This is a genomic window from Maribellus sp. YY47 (assembly GCF_023111095.1).
Taxonomy (GTDB): Bacteria; Bacteroidota; Bacteroidia; order Bacteroidales; family Prolixibacteraceae; genus Draconibacterium.
The window spans coordinates 193,631-215,580 of record NZ_JALGYW010000007.1; the positions used below are offsets into that span (position 1 = coordinate 193,631).

A 21,950-nucleotide genomic window follows, 5' to 3' on the forward strand; every position below is an offset into this window, starting at 1 on the left:
AACATTACTTCACTTATCGCTTGGACAGCGAATGTTATGGTAACGTTGCTTCACTTGTCGCCTGGGGAGGGAATGTTATGGTAACATTGCTCCAATTTTCGTTTGGGCAGCGAATGTTATGGTGATTCTTCCCCGCCATTGTTTCGCGTTTCAGAGATCAAGCACCAGCTGTTCATCCAGCAGGCGAAACGACATTCGGTGGTATTTTGTCGGTCCGTATTCTTTAATAGCTGCGCGGTGTTTTTTGGTGGGGTAACCTTTGTTTTTGCCCCAGTCGTAGTGCGGAAATTCCCTGTGAATGTTGAGCATATAATCGTCGCGGTAGGTTTTGGCCAGCACCGATGCCGCCGCAATCGAATAAAAACGCCCGTCGCCTTTTACCATGCAGGTGTAGGGAATATCGCTTTTCGTGCGAAAACGGTTGCCGTCGATCAGCAGATGTTCCGGTTTTAGTTTGAGTTGCTCCACTGCCCGGTTCATAGCCAGAAACGAGGCATTCAGAATATTCACCTCATCAATTTCATGATTATCGACAGCAACAACCGCCCATGCCAGCGCCTGCTCTTCGATTACCGGGCGAAGCTGATAACGCTGCTTTTCGGTAAGCTGCTTCGAATCGTTCAGCAAGTCGTTTTCAAAACCGGCAGGCAAAATTACGGCCGCGGCAAATACCGGCCCGGCCAAACATCCGCGCCCGGCTTCATCGCAACCGGCCTCTACCTGGTTCTCCTGAAAATAGGGTAATAGCTTTTGCTTTTTCATACTAAATTGAGCTTACTGATATAATTGTTAAATTGCTAAATTGTCAAACTGAATACTGAGACTGTAAACTGCAACTGTTCACTGCGACTGCTCACTGAATACTTCTTCAATCATAAATCGTTAATCATCATTCGTTAATCAATTGTGCTTGCCCAACTGCGAAATTGTAAAATTGTAGTTTTATTTCCAACATTTAACCACTCACGTCCGGTCTTGCTCCAAAGAACCATTTCACATCGATGAAAGCCAGAGCATGGAGCGCGGGCTTGTTTGCGTCATTCCCCCAGGGCGTTGCCACGGGCTATCAAACCACGCCCTTTCAGGGCTTCTCCTGTAACTGTAAAACTGACAAATTGTGAAATTGCTAAACTGTGAAATTGCTAAACTGTTAAATTGCTAAATTGTAAAACTGAAAACTGCGACTGTAAACTGCGACTGTTCTCTGAACTCTAAACTCTGAACCTTGAACTCTAACCTCCTCTCACTGCAACGCTTTCTCCACACTCATCCACAGCAGTCGTGCGGTTTCGTCCCAGCTAAATTTATTTTTCTGAATAAATCCTTTTTCAACCAGCGATTGACGCAGTTCAGCATCCTGGTGAATCCGTATCATGGCATCGGCAATCTGGTCTATTTTTAAGGGATCGGCATACATCACTGCTGCCCCGCCCACTTCGGGAATCGAAGTCGTGTTGGAACAAATCACGGGTATGCCGGCACTCATTGCCTCCACAACCGGAATTCCGAAACCTTCGAAAAACGGAACAAAAGTCAGGGCCAGTGCGCCTCCAAATATATCGTGCAGTTCTTTGCTCGACACCCGTCCGGTAAAAACCACATCGTCGCGGTAGCGCATATTTTCGTAAGTCTCGTGTATTTCGCCGGTTTTATGCATTTCACCTCCCACAATCACCATTTTGGTGTCATCTCCATTCACACTTTTAAAGGCATCGAACGCATTTAGCAGTCCGCACACATTTTTCCGCGGATGCAGGGCGCCAACAAATAAAAAGTAATCGGCCCCTCCGGTGTAACGTTTTTTTACCGCCACTTTCTCGTCGTCCGAAATGGGCTCAAAAATCTGGTTAATCCCGTCGTACACCACGTCAATTTTATCGTAATCGACCTTGTACGACCGCGTAATGTCTTCTTTCGAGTAAAACGAAACCGTCGCAATTCGTTTGGCAATTCGTGCAAACTTTGCGAAAAAGTGGTTGTAGTACTTTGCCTTTAACCACGGCAAATCGTCGGGGCGGTGCACAAAATTGATATCGTGAATCACGCCCAGTTGGGGCACTTTTGTCCGCAGCGAAAGATACCCGTCGGGCGACAAAAACAGGTCGGCTTTGTATTTTTTCAGGATGGGGGGAATCCGGTATTCAAACCACAAATACCACAGTAGCGGGTGTCGTGTCGGAGGCCCAACGACCACCGGTTTAACATTTTCGGCAAAAACATAATCGGGGCTGTACGGCCGGTCGAAAATAAAAATGAACTCATGTTCCGGATGATTCAGCGTCATCCGCTTCAAGGTTTCATAGGTAAACCATCCGATTCCTTCCAGTTTCCCCTTGATCAGTAAACGCGTGTTTACGGCAATAATCATGCTGTCGTTTTCTAATTTCCGTAAATGTACAAAGATTGTGGTGATTAATCGAGCCTGCTTATCTTCAATATTTCTTACTTTTAAGCCTTTAAACACAGCGAAACATCCACCTAATACCGGTAGTTTGAAACGAAAATTTGTAACCAACCTGCTGCTCCTCCTTTTTCTGAATCTGCTGATCAAGCCATTTTGGATATTTGGCATCGACCGCACGGTTCAGAACACGGTTGGCGACGAAAACTACGGCTTGTATTTTGCGCTGTTCAACTTTTCGATGCTGCTGAATATTTTGCTCGATGTGGGGATCACCAACTACAACAACCGCAATATTTCGCGTTACAGTTTCTTGCTGCCCAAGCACCTTTCGCACATCATCGGGCTAAAATTGATGCTCGCCTTTGTGTACGCGCTGTTTACCTTGGGTGTCGCCGGCATCATCGGGTATAACAACTTGCAGTTTCATTTGCTGGCTTTTCTGATTCTGAACCAGTTTTTGATTTCGTTCACGCTGTATCTTCGATCCAACATCAGCGCACTGCAGCTGTTTCGCACCGACAGCCTTATCTCGGTACTCGACCGCAGCCTGATGATCATCATCTGCTGCCTGTTGCTTTTTACTAACATATTTCGGATCGAATTTACCATCAACTGGTTTGTTTACGCCCAAACTTTGGCTTACGGCCTCACTTTGCTGATTACATTACTGATCGTTCTGAAGAAATCGGGCCGAATAAAAATCCAGTTTGATCCGGTCTTTTTCAAGGTGTTTTTGAAGAAATCGTATCCGTATGCCTTGTTGATTTTGCTGATGTCGTTTTACAACCGCATCGATTCGGTGATGCTCGAACGCCTGCTGCCCGCCCCTATCGGGAAGGAACAGGCAGGAATCTACGCCCAGGCTTTCCGCCTGCTCGATGCCGTTTCGATGTTTGGAGTTTTGTTTGCCGGGTTGCTGCTCCCCATTTTTTCAAGAATGCTCAAGCAAAAAGAAAACGTGGAACAGATGGTCAAACTTTCGTTTACACTGCTGATCGTTCCTGCCATAGTGATTGCAGTTTCCAGCATTTATTACAACAGCGAAATCATGGCCCTGCTGTACCATGCGAACACCGAGGACTCTTCCTCCATTCTGGGAATACTGATGACCGGCTTTATTGGCATTGCAACGACCTATATTTTTGGCACTCTGCTTACCGCCAACGGCAGTATGAAACAGCTTAACATCATGGCTTTTGCAGGAATGATTCTGAACATTACACTGAATATTATACTGATTCCCAACTATCAGGCACAGGGCTCAGCCTGGGCAAGTCTCGCCACGCAACTCTTTACCGGCGGAATACAACTGGTGCTGGCACTGGTGATATTTCGCTTACATCCGGGGATAAGATACATTTTCCAACTGCTCCTTTTTGTTGGGCTCGTGCTGGTGCTGGCCACGCTTTCAAAGAAATTCGACAACTGGATGTTGGGCTACGCTTTCCTGGTTGCCACATCGGTGATTTCTGCTGTAGTGCTTAAACTTTTTAACCTGAAAAACCTTTATGAAATTATCAGAACCGAATAAATATGGAGAATCCTACCATTCAGGAATTACAAGACCCGGAAAGCTTTGAGCTGATTGCTGAGCTTAGTCACGACAACATCAAATCGTTTGTATTAAATCAGCTGGCACAAGGGGGTAAAATAATAGTGACGTTTATGACTTACCAGACATTGATGATCATTCTGGCCATCTTTTTACTGATAAAATCCATCGTCCTCACGTTACAACATACTCCTGAAAATCTATATTTTTCGATTGCAGCTTTGCTTTTTTGCTTTACTGTGCTTATTCCGATTCACGAGCTTTTACACGGCCTGGCAATTAAACTAAGCGGAGCACCCCATGTGCATTACGGAGCCTATTTCCGAAAATTTATATTTTTTGCTGAGGCTGACCGGCATGTGATCAACCGTGTGCAGTTTACCTGGATTGCTCTGACACCTTTACTCGTGGTTAAAGGTATCGCATTGATCTTAACTCTGCTGTTTTGGGGTACGCCCTGGGTCTACTCGTTCCTGTTGATAATGGCGATACACAGTCTCTTTTGCGCGGGCGACATTGGTTTGCTTTCTGTTTTTTACCGACACCGGAATGAAGTGATTTATACTTTTGATGTACAGAAGGAGAAGAAAAGTTACTATTATCAAAAAAGAAAAATGGCTTAGAAAAAACGCAAAAAAAAGGCAGCTTCTACAAGCTGCCTCAAAGCCATGAAAACAATTAAACAATGTTCAGAAAACAGAAAACTAGAAACAATTAAATAGTCATTATATCTTTTTCCTTAGCTTCCACTAAAGAATCGATCATCTTAGTATACTTGTCAGTCATCTTTTGCACTTCCGCTTCAGCATCTTTCTCGACATCTTCCGACAAACCGTCTTTTTGCAGTTTCTTAAGACTGTCGTTGGCATCTTTTCGGGCAGAACGGACACTGATCTTGGCATTTTCGCCTTCGTTATTTGCTTGTTTTACCAAACCTTTCCTTCTTTCCTCCGTCAAGACCGGTATGTTAATTCGGATGATTTCTCCGTTGTTATCCGGATTAAGACCCAAATTAGCCGCCATAATTGCCTTTTCAATTTCAGGGATCATCTTCTTCTCCCATGGCTGAATCGCAATTGTTCTTGCATCTGGTGTACTGACATTTGACACTTGACTCAGCGGTGTCAAACTTCCATAATATTCAACATGAACGCCATCCAACATTGCCGGAGAAGCTTTTCCTGCCCTAATGTGAACCAACTCCTTTTCGAGGTGCAAAACTGCTCCTCCCATCTTCTCTTTACATACGTCTAAAACGAATTGTACTTCCTCTTGCATTAGTTAAAACACTGTATTACCAACCTTGGATTGTTAGCAAATATAGAAAAAATATATAAACTCGAAAATTTTTTAAATAATTTATTCCCAATTCAAATAAATCAGGCTTAGTTATGCACAATCGTTCCAATTGATTCGCCGTCCATAACTCTTTGCAGGTTACCTTTTTGATCCATATTGAAAACCAGAATAGGCAAATTGTTTTCTTTACATAAAGTGGTTGCCGTCAAATCCATTATGCGCAAATTGCGCGCATAAATTTCATCGAAGGTAATGCGTTCGAATTTGGTTGCTGAAGGATCTTTCTCGGGATCGGCAGAATAGATTCCATCCACCCGTGTTCCTTTTAACATAACCTCAGCCTCGATTTCAATACCTCTTAATGCACTTGCAGTATCGGTGGTAAAGTAAGGATTACCGGTACCTGCCGAAATAATCACCACTTCTCCGTTTGACAATGCCTCTACCGCTTTCTCTTTGGAATAAAACTCTCCGATCGGCTCCATACGAATAGCGGTCATCGTTCTGGAGCGAACACCTGCGTTAATCAGGGCGGAATTCAGCGCCAGACTGTTAATCACTGTCGCCAGCATTCCCATTTGATCCCCCTTCACGCGATCGAATCCCTTGGCTGCACCACTTAACCCGCGAAATATGTTTCCGCCTCCGATTACAATTCCAACTTCAATTCCACTTTTTACCAAAGCAGCTATTTGTTCAGCATAATCGTTTAAGCGGGTCTGATCAATGCCATACTGCTGATCTCCCATCAATGATTCACCACTAAGTTTAAGTAGAATACGCTTGTATTTAGCCATGTGTCCTGTTTTTATTGCCCGACAAAGTTAAAATAGTTTTCCTTTTCTGACACAAAAAACCAGCTGTCTTCCGGCAGCTGGTCCGACACACAAGGTGTCAATTCACTATTACCCTTCGCGTAATAGATATCTTTATTGAATCGTGCTTCAATGCATGCTTAACTTTCGTTAGCGAAATTGTTATTTTTTACCTCTGAAAAACATGAGGAATATCAGGTATGCAAGGGGCTTATTGCTCCAACCAGTCCTCCAGCCTTGATTATTCCAAGCCTGACATAATTCAAAAAAGTAAAACGATGGCAAGCTAAATGACCTCTATCCCTTTCTTCCTGCACAATTCCAGCGACAACTCGCTCAGTTTGTATTTTTGAATTTTGCCACTGGCAGTCATGGGAAACTCATCGACAAAGAAAATATAGCGGGGAATTTTGAAGCGCGAGATCTTTCCTCTGCAAAAGTCAACCACTTCCTCCTCAGACAGCTGCTGGCCTTTTTTTACTTTAATAAAAGCGCCCACTTCCTCGCCGTATTTTTCACTGGGAACTCCAGCAACTTCTACCGCTTCAACCTGAGGTATCTGGAATAGATAATTTTCGATTTCCCGGGGGTAAATGTTTTCACCGCCGCGAATAATCATATCCTTGATCCGACCTGTGATCCGATAAAAACCGTCTTCCGTTTTGACTGCCAAATCACCCGAATGCAACCAGCCTTCCTTATCGATCACATTAGCGGTTTCTTTTGGGTTATTGTAGTATCCTTTCATCACGTTGTAGCCCCGGCAGCAAATCTCACCCTGTTCTCCCTGTTTACACCGCTCTCCGGTTTCAGGATTCACAATCTTCACCTCCACATTCGGGTATTCAAAGCCAACCGTGGTGGCGCGCACTTCAGCGGAATTGTGTGTGCGGGTTGCCGTCATTCCCGGGGAAGATTCGGTGAGGCCGTAAACTACGATGATGTCTTTCATGTGCATTTTATCCATCACCTGCCGCATCGTTTCAATCGGGCATAGGGCTCCCGCCATAATCCCGGTACGCAACGACGACAAATCGAACATATCAAACATAGGGTGATTCAATTCGGCAATAAACATGGTAGGCACGCCATACAAAGCGGTACATTTTTCTTTCTGAATTGAAGCCATTACCAGAAGCGGATCGAAATCTTCGGTAAACACCATCGTTGCTCCGTGAGTAATGATCGAACATACCGCCAAAACACATCCAAAACAATGGAATAGCGGCACACAAACCAGCAAGCGATCGTTTTGTGTATATTTCATGCACTCTCCCGTCGCAAATCCGTTGTTCAGAATATTATAATGTGATAACATTACTCCCTTGGGGAAACCCGTTGTTCCGGAGGTGTACTGCATATTCACCACATCCTGACAAGTCACCGTTTCTTTTACACTCTCCAGTTCCAGATCGTCGATATGGTTTCCCAGAAGAATAAGCTCTGAGGTATTGTACATACCGCGGTGTTTCTGCTGCCCGACAAAGCCCACGTTTCGCAGCTTTGGAAATTTTTCGCTTCGAAGTTCTCCACGCGCCTGGGTTTTTAATTCGGGAACCAGATCAAAAATCATCTGCACGTAATCACTGTCGCGGTATCCGTCTACCAGGAAAAGCGTATGCAGATCTGCATTTTGAATCAGGTACTCAATCTCCGACAGCTTATAATTGGTATTCACTGTTACGAGAACCGCGCCGATCTTGGCAGTGGCAAACATCAGCGTTGTCCAGTCCGGTACATTTTTGGCCCAGATCCCCACTTTGTCGCCGGGCCGGATACCAATAAACAAAAGACCCTTGGCCAGCTGATCTACCCGTTCGTTAAATTGTTTGTATGAAAAACGTAAATCGCGATCAGGATATACAATAAAATCATGGTCGGGAGTTTCGTAGGCCCACTTCTCCAGCATTTGGCCCAAAGTATAGTCGAGTAGCTGCATATTTCGAAATTTAAAAAAATTATACCGGCGTGTAAATCACTGCCAGTAACTTTGCATTCTGGTTTCCTGCAGCATGAACATTATGCGCTACAATAGAATCGAGGTAAATACTATCTCCCTGCTGCAGCAGATAGACTTCTTTCCCATAATTGATTTCCACACTCCCCTCTAAAATGTAAATAAATTCCTCTCCCTCGTGTGATGACAATTTATAATCCGATTCGTTGTTTTGTTCAATTTCCACCACAAAAGGCTCCATATGCCGGTCGGCTTTCGCCTGGGCCAGCGAGAAAAAATTGAGATGCTCGCGGGGAGTGGTATCTTTGGTCGAAAAACTAAGACTTACTTTTTCCTCACCGGACTTAACAACTGCCGGACCGATTTTATCCTGATCGTCGAGAAAGGTACCGATTCGCACTCCAAGCGCCCGCGAAATTTTGATGAGATGTCCCAACGACGGAACACTCCCCTCTTCCTCGATCAATCCGAGTTGCGATTCATCCAGGTTTGCTTTCAGCGCCAAATCTTCACGTGATATATTACGGAACTCGCGAAATGCCTTTATCTTCTTTCCTATTTTTTTTTGATTCTTCATGGTTTGATTTATTTATCGGCAACAGTACCAAAATCTGAAACAAATTCAAATCCGCACGTCAATAATAACTTTTATTATCGTGCAAAAATAACGGTTTGAATGTAATGAAAAAAGAATCACATAGCTATATCCACGTTCAAACTTTACCTTGCTTTGATTTATTGTAGTAAAAACAAAAGGTGCCCTTAAGCACCTTCCTGTTTTGTATTATTCAAAGAATTAAATCCATTTGAGGTATTTGAAATCCTGCCGGTGAGGCAGATTCCCGTTTTTAGGGAACAGTCTGAAACTGTAATTAAAAGCTCCGGGGTGAACAGGCCGCACTACGTATCTGTACGTACAAATCTTGCTGTTGCAATCCTCGGGTTCAAACTCACGGATATCAAACATTTCGAGGTTTCCGTTTTCGCCACCTTCAGTAATCACCAACTCCAGTCCAACGTCTTTTGCTGTCAGACCGTTTAAATCTACTTTAACGTAAACCGGATACTCCCGTCCCATCACCAGACGGTTGGTAAATCCTTCTATCATTTCCATGTTGACGACTTTAACACCGTCCCATTTCGAACTGACAAAAGCTTTCCAGGCTGCCAGTTCCTTGGCCAGTTTGTAATCGTCGGCTTTTACTTTTGACGACCGCTCAAACTGTGGATTGTAATATCGATCCTGGTAGTCTTTGATCATTCTACCGGTAGTAAAATCGGGAGCTACCTGTGCAATAGTATTTTTTACGAACTCTACCCATTTTTCAGGCACATCTTCGTGGTTCCGGCTATAGAAGGCAGGCACCACCTCTTCTTCCAGAATATTGTAGATGGTTTCAGCATCCAGTTCATCCTGAAAATCCTGAACATCGTAGGCCCTTTCGGCAGGCAGCGCCCAGCCGGCATTTTTCCGGTATCCTTCTACCCACCAGCCATCGAGCACCGAGAAGTGCAAGGTTCCGTTCATCACACCTTTTTCACCGCTGGTACCTGAAGCTTCCAACGGACGGGTCGGAGTGTTCATCCACACATCCACTCCCTGAAGCAGTTTCTTGGCCAGGTTGATATCGTAATTCTGAACAAATAGTATCTTTCCTCTGAATTCGGGACGTTTTGAAACCTCAACGATGTATTTGATCAGGTCCTGCCCCGCTTTATCGGCTGGGTGTGCTTTCCCTGCAAAGATAAACTGTACCGGTCGTTCCGGGTTATTTACAATCTTTGCCAAACGGTCCAGGTTCCGAAACAGAAGATGGGCCCTCTTGTAGGTGGCAAAACGGCGAGCAAAACCAATCGTGAGAACGTTGGGATTGAGTTTTCCCATTACTTCGGTAACAATCTTTGGATTTTCGTGACGCTTGATCCAGTTATTGGCAAAACGCTGTTTAATGTAGTTGATCAACTTCAGTCGCAACGTTTTGCGCAGTTCCCATATCTCGCTGTCCGGTACATTGTAGATATTTTTCCAGACATCAAAATCAAGTTGATTTTCAGGAAAATCGGGGCCAAAATATTTTTTATGAAGCGCTTTCCATTCCGGAGCTGTCCACGAGGGGTAATGCACACCATTCGTCACATAACCGATTTCCAGCTCTTCTACCATATAACCTTTGTACAGGTTTTTAAGAACTTCCTTGCTAACGTCGCCATGCAGCATACTTACCCCGTTAATTCCCTGTGAGAGGTTGCAAGCCAGGTAACTCATATTAAAGTGATCTTCCTGCGGGCCGGCTTTACCCAATGCATCAAACTCTTCCCAACTTAGTCCCATCCGCCCCGGGAAAATGTGCATATAACGGCGGAACAAATCGTTGTGAAATGAATCGTGCCCGGCCGGAACCGGAGTATGCGTCGTAAATATGGTCGATGCTGTCACCACTTCCTTGGCTTCGGCAAATGTGAGTCCACGTTCGTTAACCAGGTCCATGGTTCTCTCAATACCAATAAACGCAGCATGTCCTTCGTTACAATGGTAAATATCGGATTGATATCCCAGTTTTTTCAAAGCTTTGATACCTCCAAGCCCCAGCAACATTTCCTGTTTCAGGCGATTCTCGTTGTCGCCACCGTATAAGTGATGGGTTACGAAACGATCCTGATCACTGTTCTCTTCATGGTCAGAATCAAGCAAAAACAGTTTTACAGCGCCTACGTTTACCTGCCAAACACGCGCGATCAGTTTACGGTCGGGATATTCGACTTCAACGGCCACCCAGTTGCCATCCTTGTCCATTGCCGGCTGAACCGGAATTTTGGTAAACTGCTGCGCTTCATAGTTAGCCATCTGCTCTCCGTGCAGGTTAAGCGTTTGCTTGAAGTACCCATACCGATAGAGCAATCCAACGGCTACCAGATTTACTTTAGAGTCGCTGGCTTCTTTCAAATAATCGCCTGCCAGAATTCCCAGCCCTCCGGAAAAAATCTTCAGGCTGTCGTGCAAGCCGTATTCCATGCTAAAATAGGCTACTTCAGGTCCTGTCAGTTCTTTTCTCGCATCCAGATACGCATTGAAATCGGCATATACCCGATGCATTCTGTCCAGAAATATCTCATCGTTTGTCAGGTCAATAAACCGGCTGTAGACCACCTTGTCTAGTAAAAGAATCGGGTTGTGTTCGCATTCTTCCCATATTTCGGCATCGATGTAATTAAAGATCTCGCGGGCCTCGTTATTCCAGACCCACCAAAGGTTTTTCGAAAGCACCCTCAGCGGTTCCAGATCTGCCGGCAAATCTGATTCCACACTGATTTTCTTCCAAACCGGTTCTGCAATTACCGGCGTTTGTATATATCTTACTTTGTTTGTCTCCATTTTTTAAAATTTTACGTTTATCCCTTGCATCGGAGAGCGTTTATCCCTCCCAATTACTTTTTTATTTTCTCAGCGTCGTCTTTGTTTTTTTTGTTTTTTGAAGACGGCGCAAATCGGCTTCCAGTTTTTTCAATTTTTCATCCTTCTCATCAATAATCCGCTGAAGAACGGCAATCTCACTTTCGGTTTCATTCTCCGGCACCACGGCATTCAGCCTGATCTTAAAATCGCTTAAGATGTTCATATAGTTGATAAATGCCCCATACGGCGAATCAAAAGGATTTTCTGATCGATTAACGCTACCGTTAGAAGAATGTTTAGTTGACATATAGTAAAAATGGTCACTCACCTGCAGGTAGTTCCAGTCTTTTATCAAATCTTGATCGGTACAACGCTGCATGCGTTTTCCCAACTCATAAAGCTTTGTAAACGCTTCTTTTTGGAGGTTGTTTCCCAACCAGGCGGTAAGGTCTCTTTCTTCGTCGGCCCAGGAAATGGCTTCGGGCACATGAACCGCAGAAACCGGCTGTAACTGTTCTACAACCTGTGTTGGCGTAGCAAAGCGCATCTGTGTATTTTGCACCACCTTTTCCACAAAACTTTCCAGGAAATTGAAGATTCCGCTTTCTGCCTTTTGGCGCTCGCCAAACGATTCGTAACTCAGAAATAAATTCACCACTTCTTCCCTGGCCTCCAGCTTTTCCAACCAGGCGATGAACTTTTCAGCGGTCAGCGGAAATTCCGACCAGTTCCCATTCGAAAACCGGAAGGCAATATCGTCGCTCAGTTTAAAATTGCGCATCAACACCTTCATTCTCGGATTAATGGCATTTACATACACAAAATTCGGACTTTTCCAGCCAAGCACCTGCTTTGCGCCTTCGGTGAGAATTCCATGAAAACCCATTCCGGCGATTTGGGCGCCAATTTCATCCGAGTAAATCATTTCGGTATTCCGAAAGATGCGTGGTTTTTGCCCAAACAAGCCAAAGATACGCTCGTCGTGTAAACGAATCTGTTCTTTAAAAATTTCCGGATCTTTTAGCGACGACAAGGAATGCGAATAGGTTTCGGATAAAAACTCGACACAACCTGTTTTTGCCAGTTTCCGGAACGAATCGATGACCTCGGGCGCATATAATTCAAATTGTTCGAGGGCAGTTCCGGTAATCGAAAAGGCAACTTTAAATTTCCCTTCCGTCCGGTCGATTAAATCGAGAAGGAGTTTATTGGCCGGCAAATAGCACTTATCGGCTATTTTGCGCATTATTGTATCGTTTGAATAATCGTCGTAATAATAGTGGTCGTTACCGATATCAAAGAACCGGTAGCGCCGGTGCCTGAACGGCTGATGGACCTGAAAAAACAAACAAACTGATTTCATTGTATTAAAGTTGTTTATTCGTTATGGTAAGCATGAAACGTATATCTTATCATTATCCTTTATCACGTTCCGTTTACGGGCGGACACTGTTCGTTTCATTCTCTCTATCTCTTAATTCCGGGATACGACACTATCGTATACCTTTTTCACATCCACGGCAGAATTAATCCATTTTAGTTCTCCTACCTCGTGGCGCCCTTCTTTCCTGAAGTGGGCCGACAACGAAGGATAGCTCAAAATGCCATGGATGGAATCTGCCATCGCAAATATGTCCCAGAAATCAATTTTTATCACATTCTCCAACACTTCGGCAACACCCGACTGATTGGAAATTATAACCGGAACATTCAGCTGCATGGCTTCCAGCGGAACAATTCCAAAGGGCTCGGAAACCGAAGGCATCACAAAAACATCGGTCATCCGAAAGAGCTTGCTTACATCGTTACCTTTTAGGAAGCCGGTGAAATGAAAACGGTCGGCAATTCCCAACTGTGCCGTACGGGCAATCATGGCGTCAAGCATATCGCCGCTTCCGGCCATTACAAAACGCACATTTTTCATTTTTCGCAACACCAGGCTCGCGGCTTCGATAAAATATTCCGGGCCTTTTTGCATGGTAACCCGCCCCAAAAAAGTAACCACTTTTTCATTCACTCCTTTTTGCGGGAGTGTTCCGGGATTGTCATCCACGGGTTCGACTGCGTTGTAAACCGTTACCACTTTATCAGGCGAGATTCCGTATTTTTCGATGACGGTATCGCGGGTAAGGTTACTTACCGCTATAATTTTGTCGGCAGCCTCCATTCCTTCGCGCTCCACCGAATAAACCCCGGGATTCACATTTCCTCCACTCCGGTCGAAATCGGTAGCGTGCACATGCACCACCAAAGGCTTTCCGCTGATTCGCTTGGCCGCCATTCCGGCCGGATAAGCCAGCCAGTCGTGGGCATGAATAATATCAAAATCATTTTCCCGGGCGATAAACCCGGCCACCAATGCATAGTTTTTGATCTCCTGCATCAATCCCGCGCCGTAACTCCCGCTAAATTCAATTTTCAATCCATCGCCGGTTTCCACCAGGCGGGAATTTCGCGGAAGTTTTTGGTTCTTGAGTTTCCAGAATTCATCTTCACTTACATAGGGAACGATTAGAGAATCCACCTCGAGATAACTCATTGTTTTGTCGGTCTCCTCAAAATGAAAGTCTTTTGTTGCAATGGGCACAGTATTGGCACCGATCAGTTTCATCACCGACTGATCCTCGTCGCCAAAAGCCTTTGGAACGACAAAGGTTACCTCCACATCGTCAATTCCGGCCAATCCTTTGGTTAATCCGTAACATGCGGTTCCCAATCCTCCTGAAATATGTGGTGGAAATTCCCATCCAAACATCAGTACTTTCATGTGTAACGCTTTTTTTGGTTTTCAATATCTCCCGGGTTTTACAACCCTTGATCTTGTACTTTACGTTTTAACAATTCTGCCCGTTACATCTCACTGTCCTTTCCGATCCTTAAACTCCCGAACCGTATTGTTTTCTTTTTCTGTTTTATTTCTCGTGATAGTTCTGAATCAGTTTCATGGCAGCCGACACACCGGCCACACTCCAGGCCTGCGATATCGCTCCTTTTCCCGGGTGTGGCGGGATTCCGTTGTACATCTCCGACACCGTTCCCACGCAATTTTGTGTCATTTCTTCTTCAAAACTTTCCAGAATTTGTTTTACAAAAGGTAATCCTCCTTTTTTATGGATTTTCAGATACCCTTCCACAAAAAACGGGAACAACCAGGGCCAAACTGCCCCCATATGTATCTTCGACTCCCGCTCCTGCGCATTTCCCGTTAAATTTCCCTTGTAGCGCAGATGATCGGGCGACAGGGATCTCAATCCGCGAGTCGTCAGTAATTTTTTCTTGGCAACACTCAACACCTGTTTCTGCTGCTCTTTATTAAGTGGCGTGTAATCGAGCGCAACGGCAATCACCATATTGGGCCGAACCGACCAGTCGGGCACACCGTTTTTCACCACATCGGCCAGAAAGCCATGGCTCTCACTCCAAAACGTATCTAAAAATGAATGCGCCACTTTTTCCACCATCTCTTTCCATTCCGCAATAAATTCATGGTCGCCGGCCATATCTGCCAAATCGAGGGCAAAACAAATGGCATTAAACCACAGCGCATTTACTTCTACGGCCATGCCTGCGCGTTGAACCACCGGGATTCCGTTCACATAAGAATCCATCCACGTAAGTGCAATGTTTTCTTTTTCCGCCTCAATCAAACCCTGCTTGTTCATGCCAATGTAGCCCATCCTCGATTCTTTATAGGCTGTAAGAATCCGTTTAATCGCAGGGCCATAGGTTTTCCAGGTTAGGGCAGGCTTACCCTTTTTCTTGTAGCAATGCTGTACCACCCAGATAAACCACAAAGATGTATCAGCTGAATGATAGGTCAGTTCCTTGTTGCCGATATGATCGGGGAAAAAACCATCGTTAAAATATTTCAGGTAGGAATCGAGTATGGTCGCACACAACTTTTCTTCTTTCAGCGACAAACACAGCCCGGGCAAGGCAATAAACGTTTGGCGGGTGATGCTGCCGTACCAGGGAAAGCCGGCAATAATTTCAGCCGTATTTTTTTTATGAACCACAAATTGTTTTGCCGCGTGCTCCAGGGCACTGGCGAAGGTTTCCTTGTCGGTTCTTTTTCTGGATTCGCGGGTAAAACGTTGCTTTAATCCCAGTGGATTTGAAGCTGTCAATCCGGCCGCAAACACTATTGATTCCCCTTTTTCCATTGGGAATTCGAAGTAACCCGGAACAAAAAGATCTTCGAGGTAATCGTATCCCCGGTTCAGCTCTTTGAGGTATTCTACATTATAGTACCAATCGGGAACCGGAACAAAATCGGCCGGCTTGTTTAATTGAAGGTAAAGATTCGGATATCCGTCGTACAGGCGGGTTGCAATTCCGTTTTCAACATTTTCGAACTTGGTATTTACAAACATGTTCGCCTTGCTCAATGCATGAATATTGCGAAAGGCCAAAAAGGGCTTTAAGCGCAAGGTGGTTGCCGAGCGTGCCTCTTCCAGCGTGTAGCGGATCAACACCTGTTCTTCTTTTTCAACCAGTAATCGCTCTTTTGTGATGACGACACCACCCACCCGGTAAGTGATTTTCGGAACGTTCCCAAAACTGTAGTTCCGCATATATTTGTGTCCCTTCGGCTCATAACTTCCTCCGCGGTAGCGATGAATGCCAAGGTTAAACTCTGCATCGTTTTGAATGATCGTTTCGTCAAGCGACGAAAGCAACACATGTTTTTCTCCTCCGAAATTTTCGATGGGACTCACCAGTAATCCGTGATATTTCCGGGTGTTACAGCCACTCAGGGTCGTACACAAATACGATCCGGCTTTGTTGGTTCGAAGTATTTCCCTGTCTAAAGAATACTCCAGATTTATAAGTTGCTCCTGATCAAAACTAAGATAATGCATAACAAAACTTAATAACGATTTGAGATTTATTGGTTTAGAAAGTTATAGAGAATGAGCGAACACTCATATTCAAATGTACATGATTTAAATCACTTTATCTGCCGTTTTCGTTCAATTCCTCCAAATGGCGGATAAAATATTCTTTTTCTAACTTTAAGTTAAGATAGGAATATTCCGTTTCCAGTTCTTCGGTCATTTTTAGGAACTTGTTCAGGAAAACAGCAAATTCTTGTGAGCGTTTGTTCAACGGACGATGATGCATTGCATTTACAACTTTTTGAATTTTCAGCGCTGTTTTTCTGCTTTCACCGTCAATCAGGCTTTCCTCAAACACCGACCAGATATGATCCACTGCCACATCGGTAAGGTGCAACATATCTTCGGCATAAAAGCGGTAATCACGCAATTCATCCATCACAATTTCGTAGGACGGGAAATAGTAACACTTCTCCGGAAACCGTTTTACCAGCTCGTCGATTGCCAGAATCAACGCTGCCTTGCTCCGTTGGTTTTCGATGGCGCCATCTTTCCAATGGCGTATGGGACTTACGGTAAACACAATCTTAATTCCAGGGTTTTGTTCCCACAGCCGCGGCAGCAGGTCCGTGTACACATCAACAATCTCTTTCACCGACAAGCGTTCGCGCACAAACTTCGATGCCGGAACTTTATGGCAATTGGCCACCACCTCCCCGGTTTCGCTGAAGCGGTATATCCACGAGGTTCCAAAGGTCAGAAAAAGAAAACCGGCCTCCCGCAACCAGTGGGACGAATAAGCGATTCGCGTATTGATCTGCTCCAGTACCTCTTCCTGATCAACCGACGAAAACCGACCGTGATGCATAAAACTATGCCAGATGTCGTTGTGCTGAAACAGCTCATTTCCGCCATACTTTTTCGCGTCGAGCAGCTCCTGCAGCGCTTTTGCCACCGAAGAGGGATTGTAAAGAATGCCGAACGGATTGATATCTACCGGGTATTTTAGCGCCAGCATCCTGTTTCCCACATTTTCGGTAAAACAGGAGCCGATAAAAACACTTTTCTTCCGGTACCCCGCTTTATATGGATAATGGGGTAGGTCTACGTATGTTTGAAATTTTGCTCCCCGCATTTATTTTGCTTTCGGAATATCTACTTTTTTCAACACCAGCGCACTTCGGGCCGGCAAATAAAGTTTTAAAAAATGCTGACTGTTCACTCCTCCATTGGGTAAAGTATAATAGCTGATGTCTTCATCTACAAGATCGTTGCCACCAAATCTTCCGGAATCGGTGTTCAACACAATCCGGTATTTTCCGGTACCAAGCGGAATACCGTAATCGGTATAGGAATGCTGAGGATTGAAATTAAACACAAACAAAAACAGGCCGCGATGAAAAGCCAGCACGTTATCCGGTTTGTTTTCCAGCACCAAATCAACCGAAGGAATAGTCAGCAGCTTGTTTTCGTTGATCAGCGCAATCATCTCCTTGTCGAAATCGTACAGCCAGTGGAACTTGAGTTCAGCATCGTCGGCAATACTCCAAATCCGGCGGGCGTGTTTAAACGACCAGTTATTGCCCTCGCGCGGAAAATCGATCCATTCGGGATGTCCGAATTCATTTCCCATGAAATTCAGGTAAGCGCCGCCAGCTGAACTGGCAGTAGCCAGGCGGATCATTTTATGCAGCGCTATTCCGCGTTCGACCATTAAATTCGGCTGGTCTTTCCGCATGCTGAAATACATTTCCTTGTCGATCAACCTAAAAATAATGGTTTTATCGCCCACCAAAGCCTGGTCGTGCGATTCGGCATAGCTCACCACTTTTTCGTCGAGCCTTTTTGAAGTAAGCTGGTAAAAAATATCGCCCACATCCCACTGTTCATCCGACTTTTCCTTGATGATCCTGATCCAGAAATCGGGCATTCCCATGGCCATCCGAAAATCAAAACCCAGTCCGCCGTGAGCAACAGGTGCAGCCAGTCCCGGCATACCACTCATGTCCTCGGCAATCGAAAGCGATTTTGGATTTATTTCTTTTATCAGTTTATTGGCAAGCTTAAAATAGGTCACGGCATCGTAATCTACGTTGGCGCCAAAATAATCGGCGTAGTTGGTAAAAGCAATGTCCAGTCCGTGGTTGAAGTAGAGCATGCTGGTAACGCCGTCGAAACGATAGCCATCGAATTTAAATTCGTCGAGCCAGTACTTGATGTTCGACAACAGAAAATGAACGACCTGGCTTTTCCCGTAATTAAAACAATACGAATCCCAGGCCGGGTGCTCGCCTTTGGCCCCGTCGTGGAAAAACTGGAAGCGGGTTCCATCGTAATTTCCCAAACCTTCCACTTCATTTTTCACGGCGTGAGAATGCACCAGGTCCATAATCACCGCCAGTCCCATTCCGTGCGCCTCATCAATGAGTTGCTTTAATTCGTCAGGTGTTCCAAAGCGCGACGAGGGTGCAAAAAAGCTCGACACGTGATAGCCAAAACTTCCGTAATAGGGATGTTCCGGAATCGCCATCAGCTGAATGGTATTGTATCCGTTGGCTTTGATACGCGGCAGCATCAGTTCACGAAACTCGTTGTAGGTGTGAACCCGTGGCTCCTCTCCCGCCATTCCAACATGAGCTTCGTAAATCAGCGGCGGCTCATCGCTTCGTTCAAATTCAGCATATTGCCACTGATAGGGTGACTCAGGCGCCCAAACCTGTGCATTAAAAATGTGCGTATCCTTATCCTGAACCACATATCTGGCCCAGGCCGGCACACGTTTCCCTGAATTCAGCGCCCAGTGAATTTGAAGCGCATATAAATCTCCGTGATGCAGTGCCTCGCCATCCAATACCAGTTCCCAAACTCCTTCCCCGATGTGCGTAAACGAAAATTCTGCCTGTTCGCTCCAGGCGTTAAAAGTGCCCACTAGGTAAATACAGGTTGCATTGGGCGCCCATTCACGAATTACCCAGCCACCGGCTGTTTTGTGAAGCCCAAAATAAAGATGACCGGAAGCAAATTCGAATAAACTCTTCCCCCCGGTTATTTCATTTTGTCTTCTTTCCGCAACAATCATCCGATCAAAAATCACCGAAGAATACGGTTCCAACCAGGGATCGTCCTGAACAAGCTTAGGCAAATATTTTTTCATTAATCGTGTTTTATACGTTGTGTCCGCCAAATTAAATAACCCTGAAAAAGATTCTTTCCCTTCTCCGCCAGCTGGCAGATTCACCCGGAATAACAAGTAGGTTCGTTTTCTTAACGCTACAAAATCCTGTCATTCTGAGGTGTAGCGAGGAATCTATTCTAAGTTATCCGGACACTCCTGATTTTTCATAAAGATATGTAAACGTAAAAGAATGCTTCTCAAAAAAATAAAAAATATCGGAACTGAGAAAAAACCGCTATGCGACACCTCTGCCTATATTAACCTGAAAATTTTTGAATCACCCGCAAAGGTAGGTGGAGTAAAAATTGATTACCCAGAAGTTTTAATATTGAATAAAAGCTACCAAGTACAAGCAACATTCTTTTGGCTTATCAGCCTGATTCTACTTTTTGGTTTAGCCCAAAGAGTAGACAGAAAACCCAAGGCTGCGTCCGCTTCCCTCGGAAAAGCTACGCGATGTCGACTAAAATTACTGAACTCCCCCGAGTACTCGGGGTCAAACAGCAGTAATTTTTCAACGTCGTCACCGCTTGCTTTCCGGCTCACCGGCCGAGGCCAGTCTCCGATGTAGCGGCGTTGCATAAGTGGACGGCCTCTTTTGTTCGTTGCCCCGAGTTGAGAAAAAACCTTAGTAAGAGCGGGAAGCTCTTCCGAGAATTCGGGAAGGAGATCACGCCTGCCTACGGGCAGGCAGGCGTCCGAACTTGGGTTTTATGAAAACGCAGGTAATGACCCAAAGCAGCCCTGCGCTCGAAAATGCCTTCCTCGTGCTTCGTTTTTGTGGTAAGATAAAAATGAAGGCCGCCGGCGGGCATGAAATAATAGTCAATTTCTAAATTAATCCACCTTATTTTACGGGTGATCCTAATTTTGAAAAACGATGTGGATAGGAAAGAGAAAGACCATGACGGGGGGCGCCATGGTCTTATAAGGTCAATAAATGCTGTTTAATTATTATTAAAACCTGCGCAGATTAAACAAATATCAGGCCAAAATCAAGTCCTGTTTGAAAAACTTTTAGTTTATTGATTTGTTTTTTTTGATAAAATGCAGAAAATGAAACGAACCGGCTTTACAACCACCTCACTGAATGTACCTTACCCCAAATCTGATCCTCACAAAGCGCTGCAGATGCCGCTTTACGAAGCAGTAGCCTTTGAATTTGACTCGGCAGAACAAATCGAAGCCAATTTCAAAGGGGAATATATTGCTCACGTATATTCCCGTACATCGAGCCCAACCGTTGAGTATTTCGAGTTAAAACTAAAAGCGCTAACGGGCAGCAACGGAGTAATTGCCGTCAGCTCGGGAATGGCTGCTATTTCAAATACCATTCTGGCGCTTACCAAGGCCGGAGATAACATCATCAGCGGAAGCCGTTTGTTTGGGCACACTTATGCGCTCTTTCACCAGACCCTTCCCGAATTTGGATTGGACTGCCGCTTTTCCACTCTTCGCGATGAGACGGAAATTGAGGCTTTGATCGACAAAAACACCCGTGCGATCTATTTTGAAACCGTAACCAATCCTCAGTTGGAAATAGCCGACATTGAAATGCTGGCACGAATTGCCCAACGACATCATATTTTGCTGATTGCAGACAGCACCGTAACTCCGCCAAATGTTTTTCGTGCTGCAGATTTTGGAATCAACATCGAGGTCATCTCCACTACCAAACACATCTCAGGGGGAGCCACCTCGTTTGGGGGCGCTATTATTGACCACGGGAATTTTGAGTGGAAACTGAACCCCAACCTGGCGAACTACATCGAAAAATTTGGGAAAAATGCTTTGATTGCAAAAATCAGAAAAAACATATACCGAAACACCGGCGGAAGTATGTCGCCCCAGACCGCCCGTTTTATGAGCCAGGGGCTCGACATGCTGGAGCTGCGCGTGGAAAAATGTTACAACAACTGCCTGGCACTGGGTAATTACCTACGCTCAGAACCTAAGGTGAAAGCCGTTGGATACCCCGGTCTTGAAGGCGATCCCGGCTACGAAGCGTCGGAAAAATATTTTGGAGGCGTTCCCGGAACCATTCTTTCCTTCGATCTGGAATCGAAAGAGGCCTGTTACCGTTTTATGAATCAGTTAAAAGTGGTACGACGGGCCACCAATCTGAGCGATAATAAAACACTGATTATTCATCCGCATTCTACGATATATGCCGAGTTTTCGAACGAAGAAAGGGCTGCTGCCAATATTCGCGATACCATGATGCGTCTTTCTGTAGGAATAGAAAATGTAGAAGATCTGATCGACGACATAAAACAAGCATTGGAGGTATAATTCCGAAAGGTTGCAAATCTTTTAATACGAGTAAGATTAATCGGAAGTGAATCTTCTCACATGACCAGCCAGAAGGTAATTTAAAAGAAAGATAATCAATAAATAAGCTGAGGGTGTCTAAAAGTAAAAACAAAAAGAATGAAACTTACATTAAAAAACTAATGGAACACAGATAACGCAGATTCAACTGATTTGCGCCGATTTTATCTGTGATTATTTGCAAA

General features: G+C 44.9%; 16 protein-coding genes. 4 read left to right on the forward strand and 12 right to left on the reverse strand.

All coding sequences use genetic code 11. From position 1 onward, the window contains the following. Positions 1-150 precede the first annotated feature (150 nt). Entirely contained in the window at positions 151-762 is a 612-nt protein-coding gene (locus MR764_RS07785) for a ribonuclease HII (RefSeq protein WP_247978844.1), read from the reverse strand. 481 nt (positions 763-1,243) lie between these two features. Beyond that, positions 1,244-2,368, reverse strand: coding sequence for a glycosyltransferase family 1 protein (locus MR764_RS07790; RefSeq protein ID WP_247978845.1), 1,125 nt, complete (start codon positions 2,366-2,368; stop codon positions 1,244-1,246). A 124-nt stretch (positions 2,369-2,492) separates the two neighbouring features. Between MR764_RS07790 and MR764_RS07795 the strand changes: the two genes are divergently transcribed. Both MR764_RS07795 and MR764_RS07800 read left to right on the forward strand, forming a co-directional pair. Further along, entirely contained in the window at positions 2,493-3,935 is a 1,443-nt protein-coding gene (locus MR764_RS07795) for an oligosaccharide flippase family protein (RefSeq protein WP_247978846.1), read from the forward strand. 2 nt (positions 3,936-3,937) lie between these two features. Then, entirely contained in the window at positions 3,938-4,579 is a 642-nt protein-coding gene (locus tag MR764_RS07800; RefSeq protein WP_247978847.1) for a DUF3267 domain-containing protein, read from the forward strand. A 91-nt stretch (positions 4,580-4,670) separates the two neighbouring features. Here the strand turns inward: MR764_RS07800 and frr are convergent, their stop codons facing one another. The 10 genes from frr to MR764_RS07850 all read right to left on the reverse strand — a co-directional run bounded on the left by frr (position 4,671) and on the right by MR764_RS07850 (position 19,413). Further along, positions 4,671-5,234 (reverse strand): ribosome recycling factor, encoded by a 564-nt coding sequence (gene frr / locus MR764_RS07805; protein WP_247978848.1) that lies wholly within the window; start codon positions 5,232-5,234, stop codon positions 4,671-4,673. A gap of 107 nt (positions 5,235-5,341) precedes the next feature. Continuing rightward, a complete protein-coding gene (gene pyrH / locus MR764_RS07810) occupies positions 5,342-6,052 on the reverse strand; it encodes a UMP kinase (protein WP_247978849.1) in 711 nt (236 codons plus the stop codon). 304 nt (positions 6,053-6,356) lie between these two features. Continuing rightward, positions 6,357-8,009, reverse strand: coding sequence for an AMP-binding protein (locus MR764_RS07815; RefSeq protein WP_247978850.1), 1,653 nt, complete (start codon positions 8,007-8,009; stop codon positions 6,357-6,359). Positions 8,010-8,028: 19 nt separating this feature from the next. Next, positions 8,029-8,604: an XRE family transcriptional regulator gene (locus MR764_RS07820; RefSeq protein WP_247978851.1), complete on the reverse strand. Its 576-nt coding sequence runs from the start codon at positions 8,602-8,604 to the stop codon at positions 8,029-8,031. A gap of 219 nt (positions 8,605-8,823) precedes the next feature. Next, positions 8,824-11,400, reverse strand: coding sequence for an alpha-glucan family phosphorylase (gene glgP / locus MR764_RS07825; protein ID WP_247978852.1), 2,577 nt, complete (start codon positions 11,398-11,400; stop codon positions 8,824-8,826). Between the two features lie 61 nt (positions 11,401-11,461). Then, complete coding sequence (locus MR764_RS07830) at positions 11,462-12,784, reverse strand: glycoside hydrolase family 57 protein (protein ID WP_247978853.1); 1,323 nt, start codon at positions 12,782-12,784, stop codon at positions 11,462-11,464. Positions 12,785-12,895: 111 nt separating this feature from the next. Next, positions 12,896-14,188 carry a glycosyltransferase family 4 protein gene (locus tag MR764_RS07835; RefSeq protein ID WP_247978854.1) on the reverse strand — a complete coding sequence of 431 codons (1,293 nt, stop codon included), beginning with the start codon at positions 14,186-14,188 and terminating at the stop codon, positions 12,896-12,898. Between the two features lie 145 nt (positions 14,189-14,333). Then, positions 14,334-16,283 carry an amylo-alpha-1,6-glucosidase gene (locus MR764_RS07840; protein ID WP_247978855.1) on the reverse strand — a complete coding sequence of 650 codons (1,950 nt, stop codon included), beginning with the start codon at positions 16,281-16,283 and terminating at the stop codon, positions 14,334-14,336. A gap of 94 nt (positions 16,284-16,377) precedes the next feature. After that, positions 16,378-17,394 carry a GSCFA domain-containing protein gene (locus MR764_RS07845; protein ID WP_247978856.1) on the reverse strand — a complete coding sequence of 339 codons (1,017 nt, stop codon included), beginning with the start codon at positions 17,392-17,394 and terminating at the stop codon, positions 16,378-16,380. Then, entirely contained in the window at positions 17,395-19,413 is a 2,019-nt protein-coding gene (locus MR764_RS07850) for an alpha amylase C-terminal domain-containing protein (RefSeq protein WP_247978857.1), read from the reverse strand. A gap of 734 nt (positions 19,414-20,147) precedes the next feature. On the opposite strand from MR764_RS07850, the gene MR764_RS20250 reads away from it, so the two are divergent. Beyond that, a complete protein-coding gene (locus MR764_RS20250) occupies positions 20,148-20,270 on the forward strand; it encodes a hypothetical protein (RefSeq protein WP_282189161.1) in 123 nt (40 codons plus the stop codon). 220 nt (positions 20,271-20,490) lie between these two features. After that, complete coding sequence (locus MR764_RS07855) at positions 20,491-21,726, forward strand: PLP-dependent transferase (protein WP_247978858.1); 1,236 nt, start codon at positions 20,491-20,493, stop codon at positions 21,724-21,726. Positions 21,727-21,950 lie beyond the last annotated feature (224 nt).

Coding starts and splice junctions, on each gene's coding strand:
- MR764_RS07815 (WP_247978850.1), bottom strand. CDS start 8,009: ATGCAGCTACTCGACTATACTTTGGGCCAAATGCTGGAGAAGTGGGCC.
- MR764_RS07840 (WP_247978855.1), bottom strand. CDS start 16,283: ATGCATTATCTTAGTTTTGATCAGGAGCAACTTATAAATCTGGAGTAT.
- MR764_RS07835 (WP_247978854.1), bottom strand. CDS start 14,188: ATGAAAGTACTGATGTTTGGATGGGAATTTCCACCACATATTTCAGGA.
- MR764_RS07785 (WP_247978844.1), bottom strand. CDS start 762: ATGAAAAAGCAAAAGCTATTACCCTATTTTCAGGAGAACCAGGTAGAG.
- MR764_RS07800 (WP_247978847.1), top strand. CDS start 3,938: ATGGAGAATCCTACCATTCAGGAATTACAAGACCCGGAAAGCTTTGAG.
- MR764_RS07850 (WP_247978857.1), bottom strand. CDS start 19,413: ATGAAAAAATATTTGCCTAAGCTTGTTCAGGACGATCCCTGGTTGGAA.
- MR764_RS07845 (WP_247978856.1), bottom strand. CDS start 17,394: ATGCGGGGAGCAAAATTTCAAACATACGTAGACCTACCCCATTATCCA.
- pyrH (WP_247978849.1), bottom strand. CDS start 6,052: ATGGCTAAATACAAGCGTATTCTACTTAAACTTAGTGGTGAATCATTG.
- MR764_RS07830 (WP_247978853.1), bottom strand. CDS start 12,784: ATGAAATCAGTTTGTTTGTTTTTTCAGGTCCATCAGCCGTTCAGGCAC.
- frr (WP_247978848.1), bottom strand. CDS start 5,234: ATGCAAGAGGAAGTACAATTCGTTTTAGACGTATGTAAAGAGAAGATG.
- glgP (WP_247978852.1), bottom strand. CDS start 11,400: ATGGAGACAAACAAAGTAAGATATATACAAACGCCGGTAATTGCAGAA.
- MR764_RS20250 (WP_282189161.1), top strand. CDS start 20,148: ATGAAAACGCAGGTAATGACCCAAAGCAGCCCTGCGCTCGAAAATGCC.
- MR764_RS07790 (WP_247978845.1), bottom strand. CDS start 2,368: ATGATTATTGCCGTAAACACGCGTTTACTGATCAAGGGGAAACTGGAA.
- MR764_RS07820 (WP_247978851.1), bottom strand. CDS start 8,604: ATGAAGAATCAAAAAAAAATAGGAAAGAAGATAAAGGCATTTCGCGAG.
- MR764_RS07855 (WP_247978858.1), top strand. CDS start 20,491: ATGAAACGAACCGGCTTTACAACCACCTCACTGAATGTACCTTACCCC.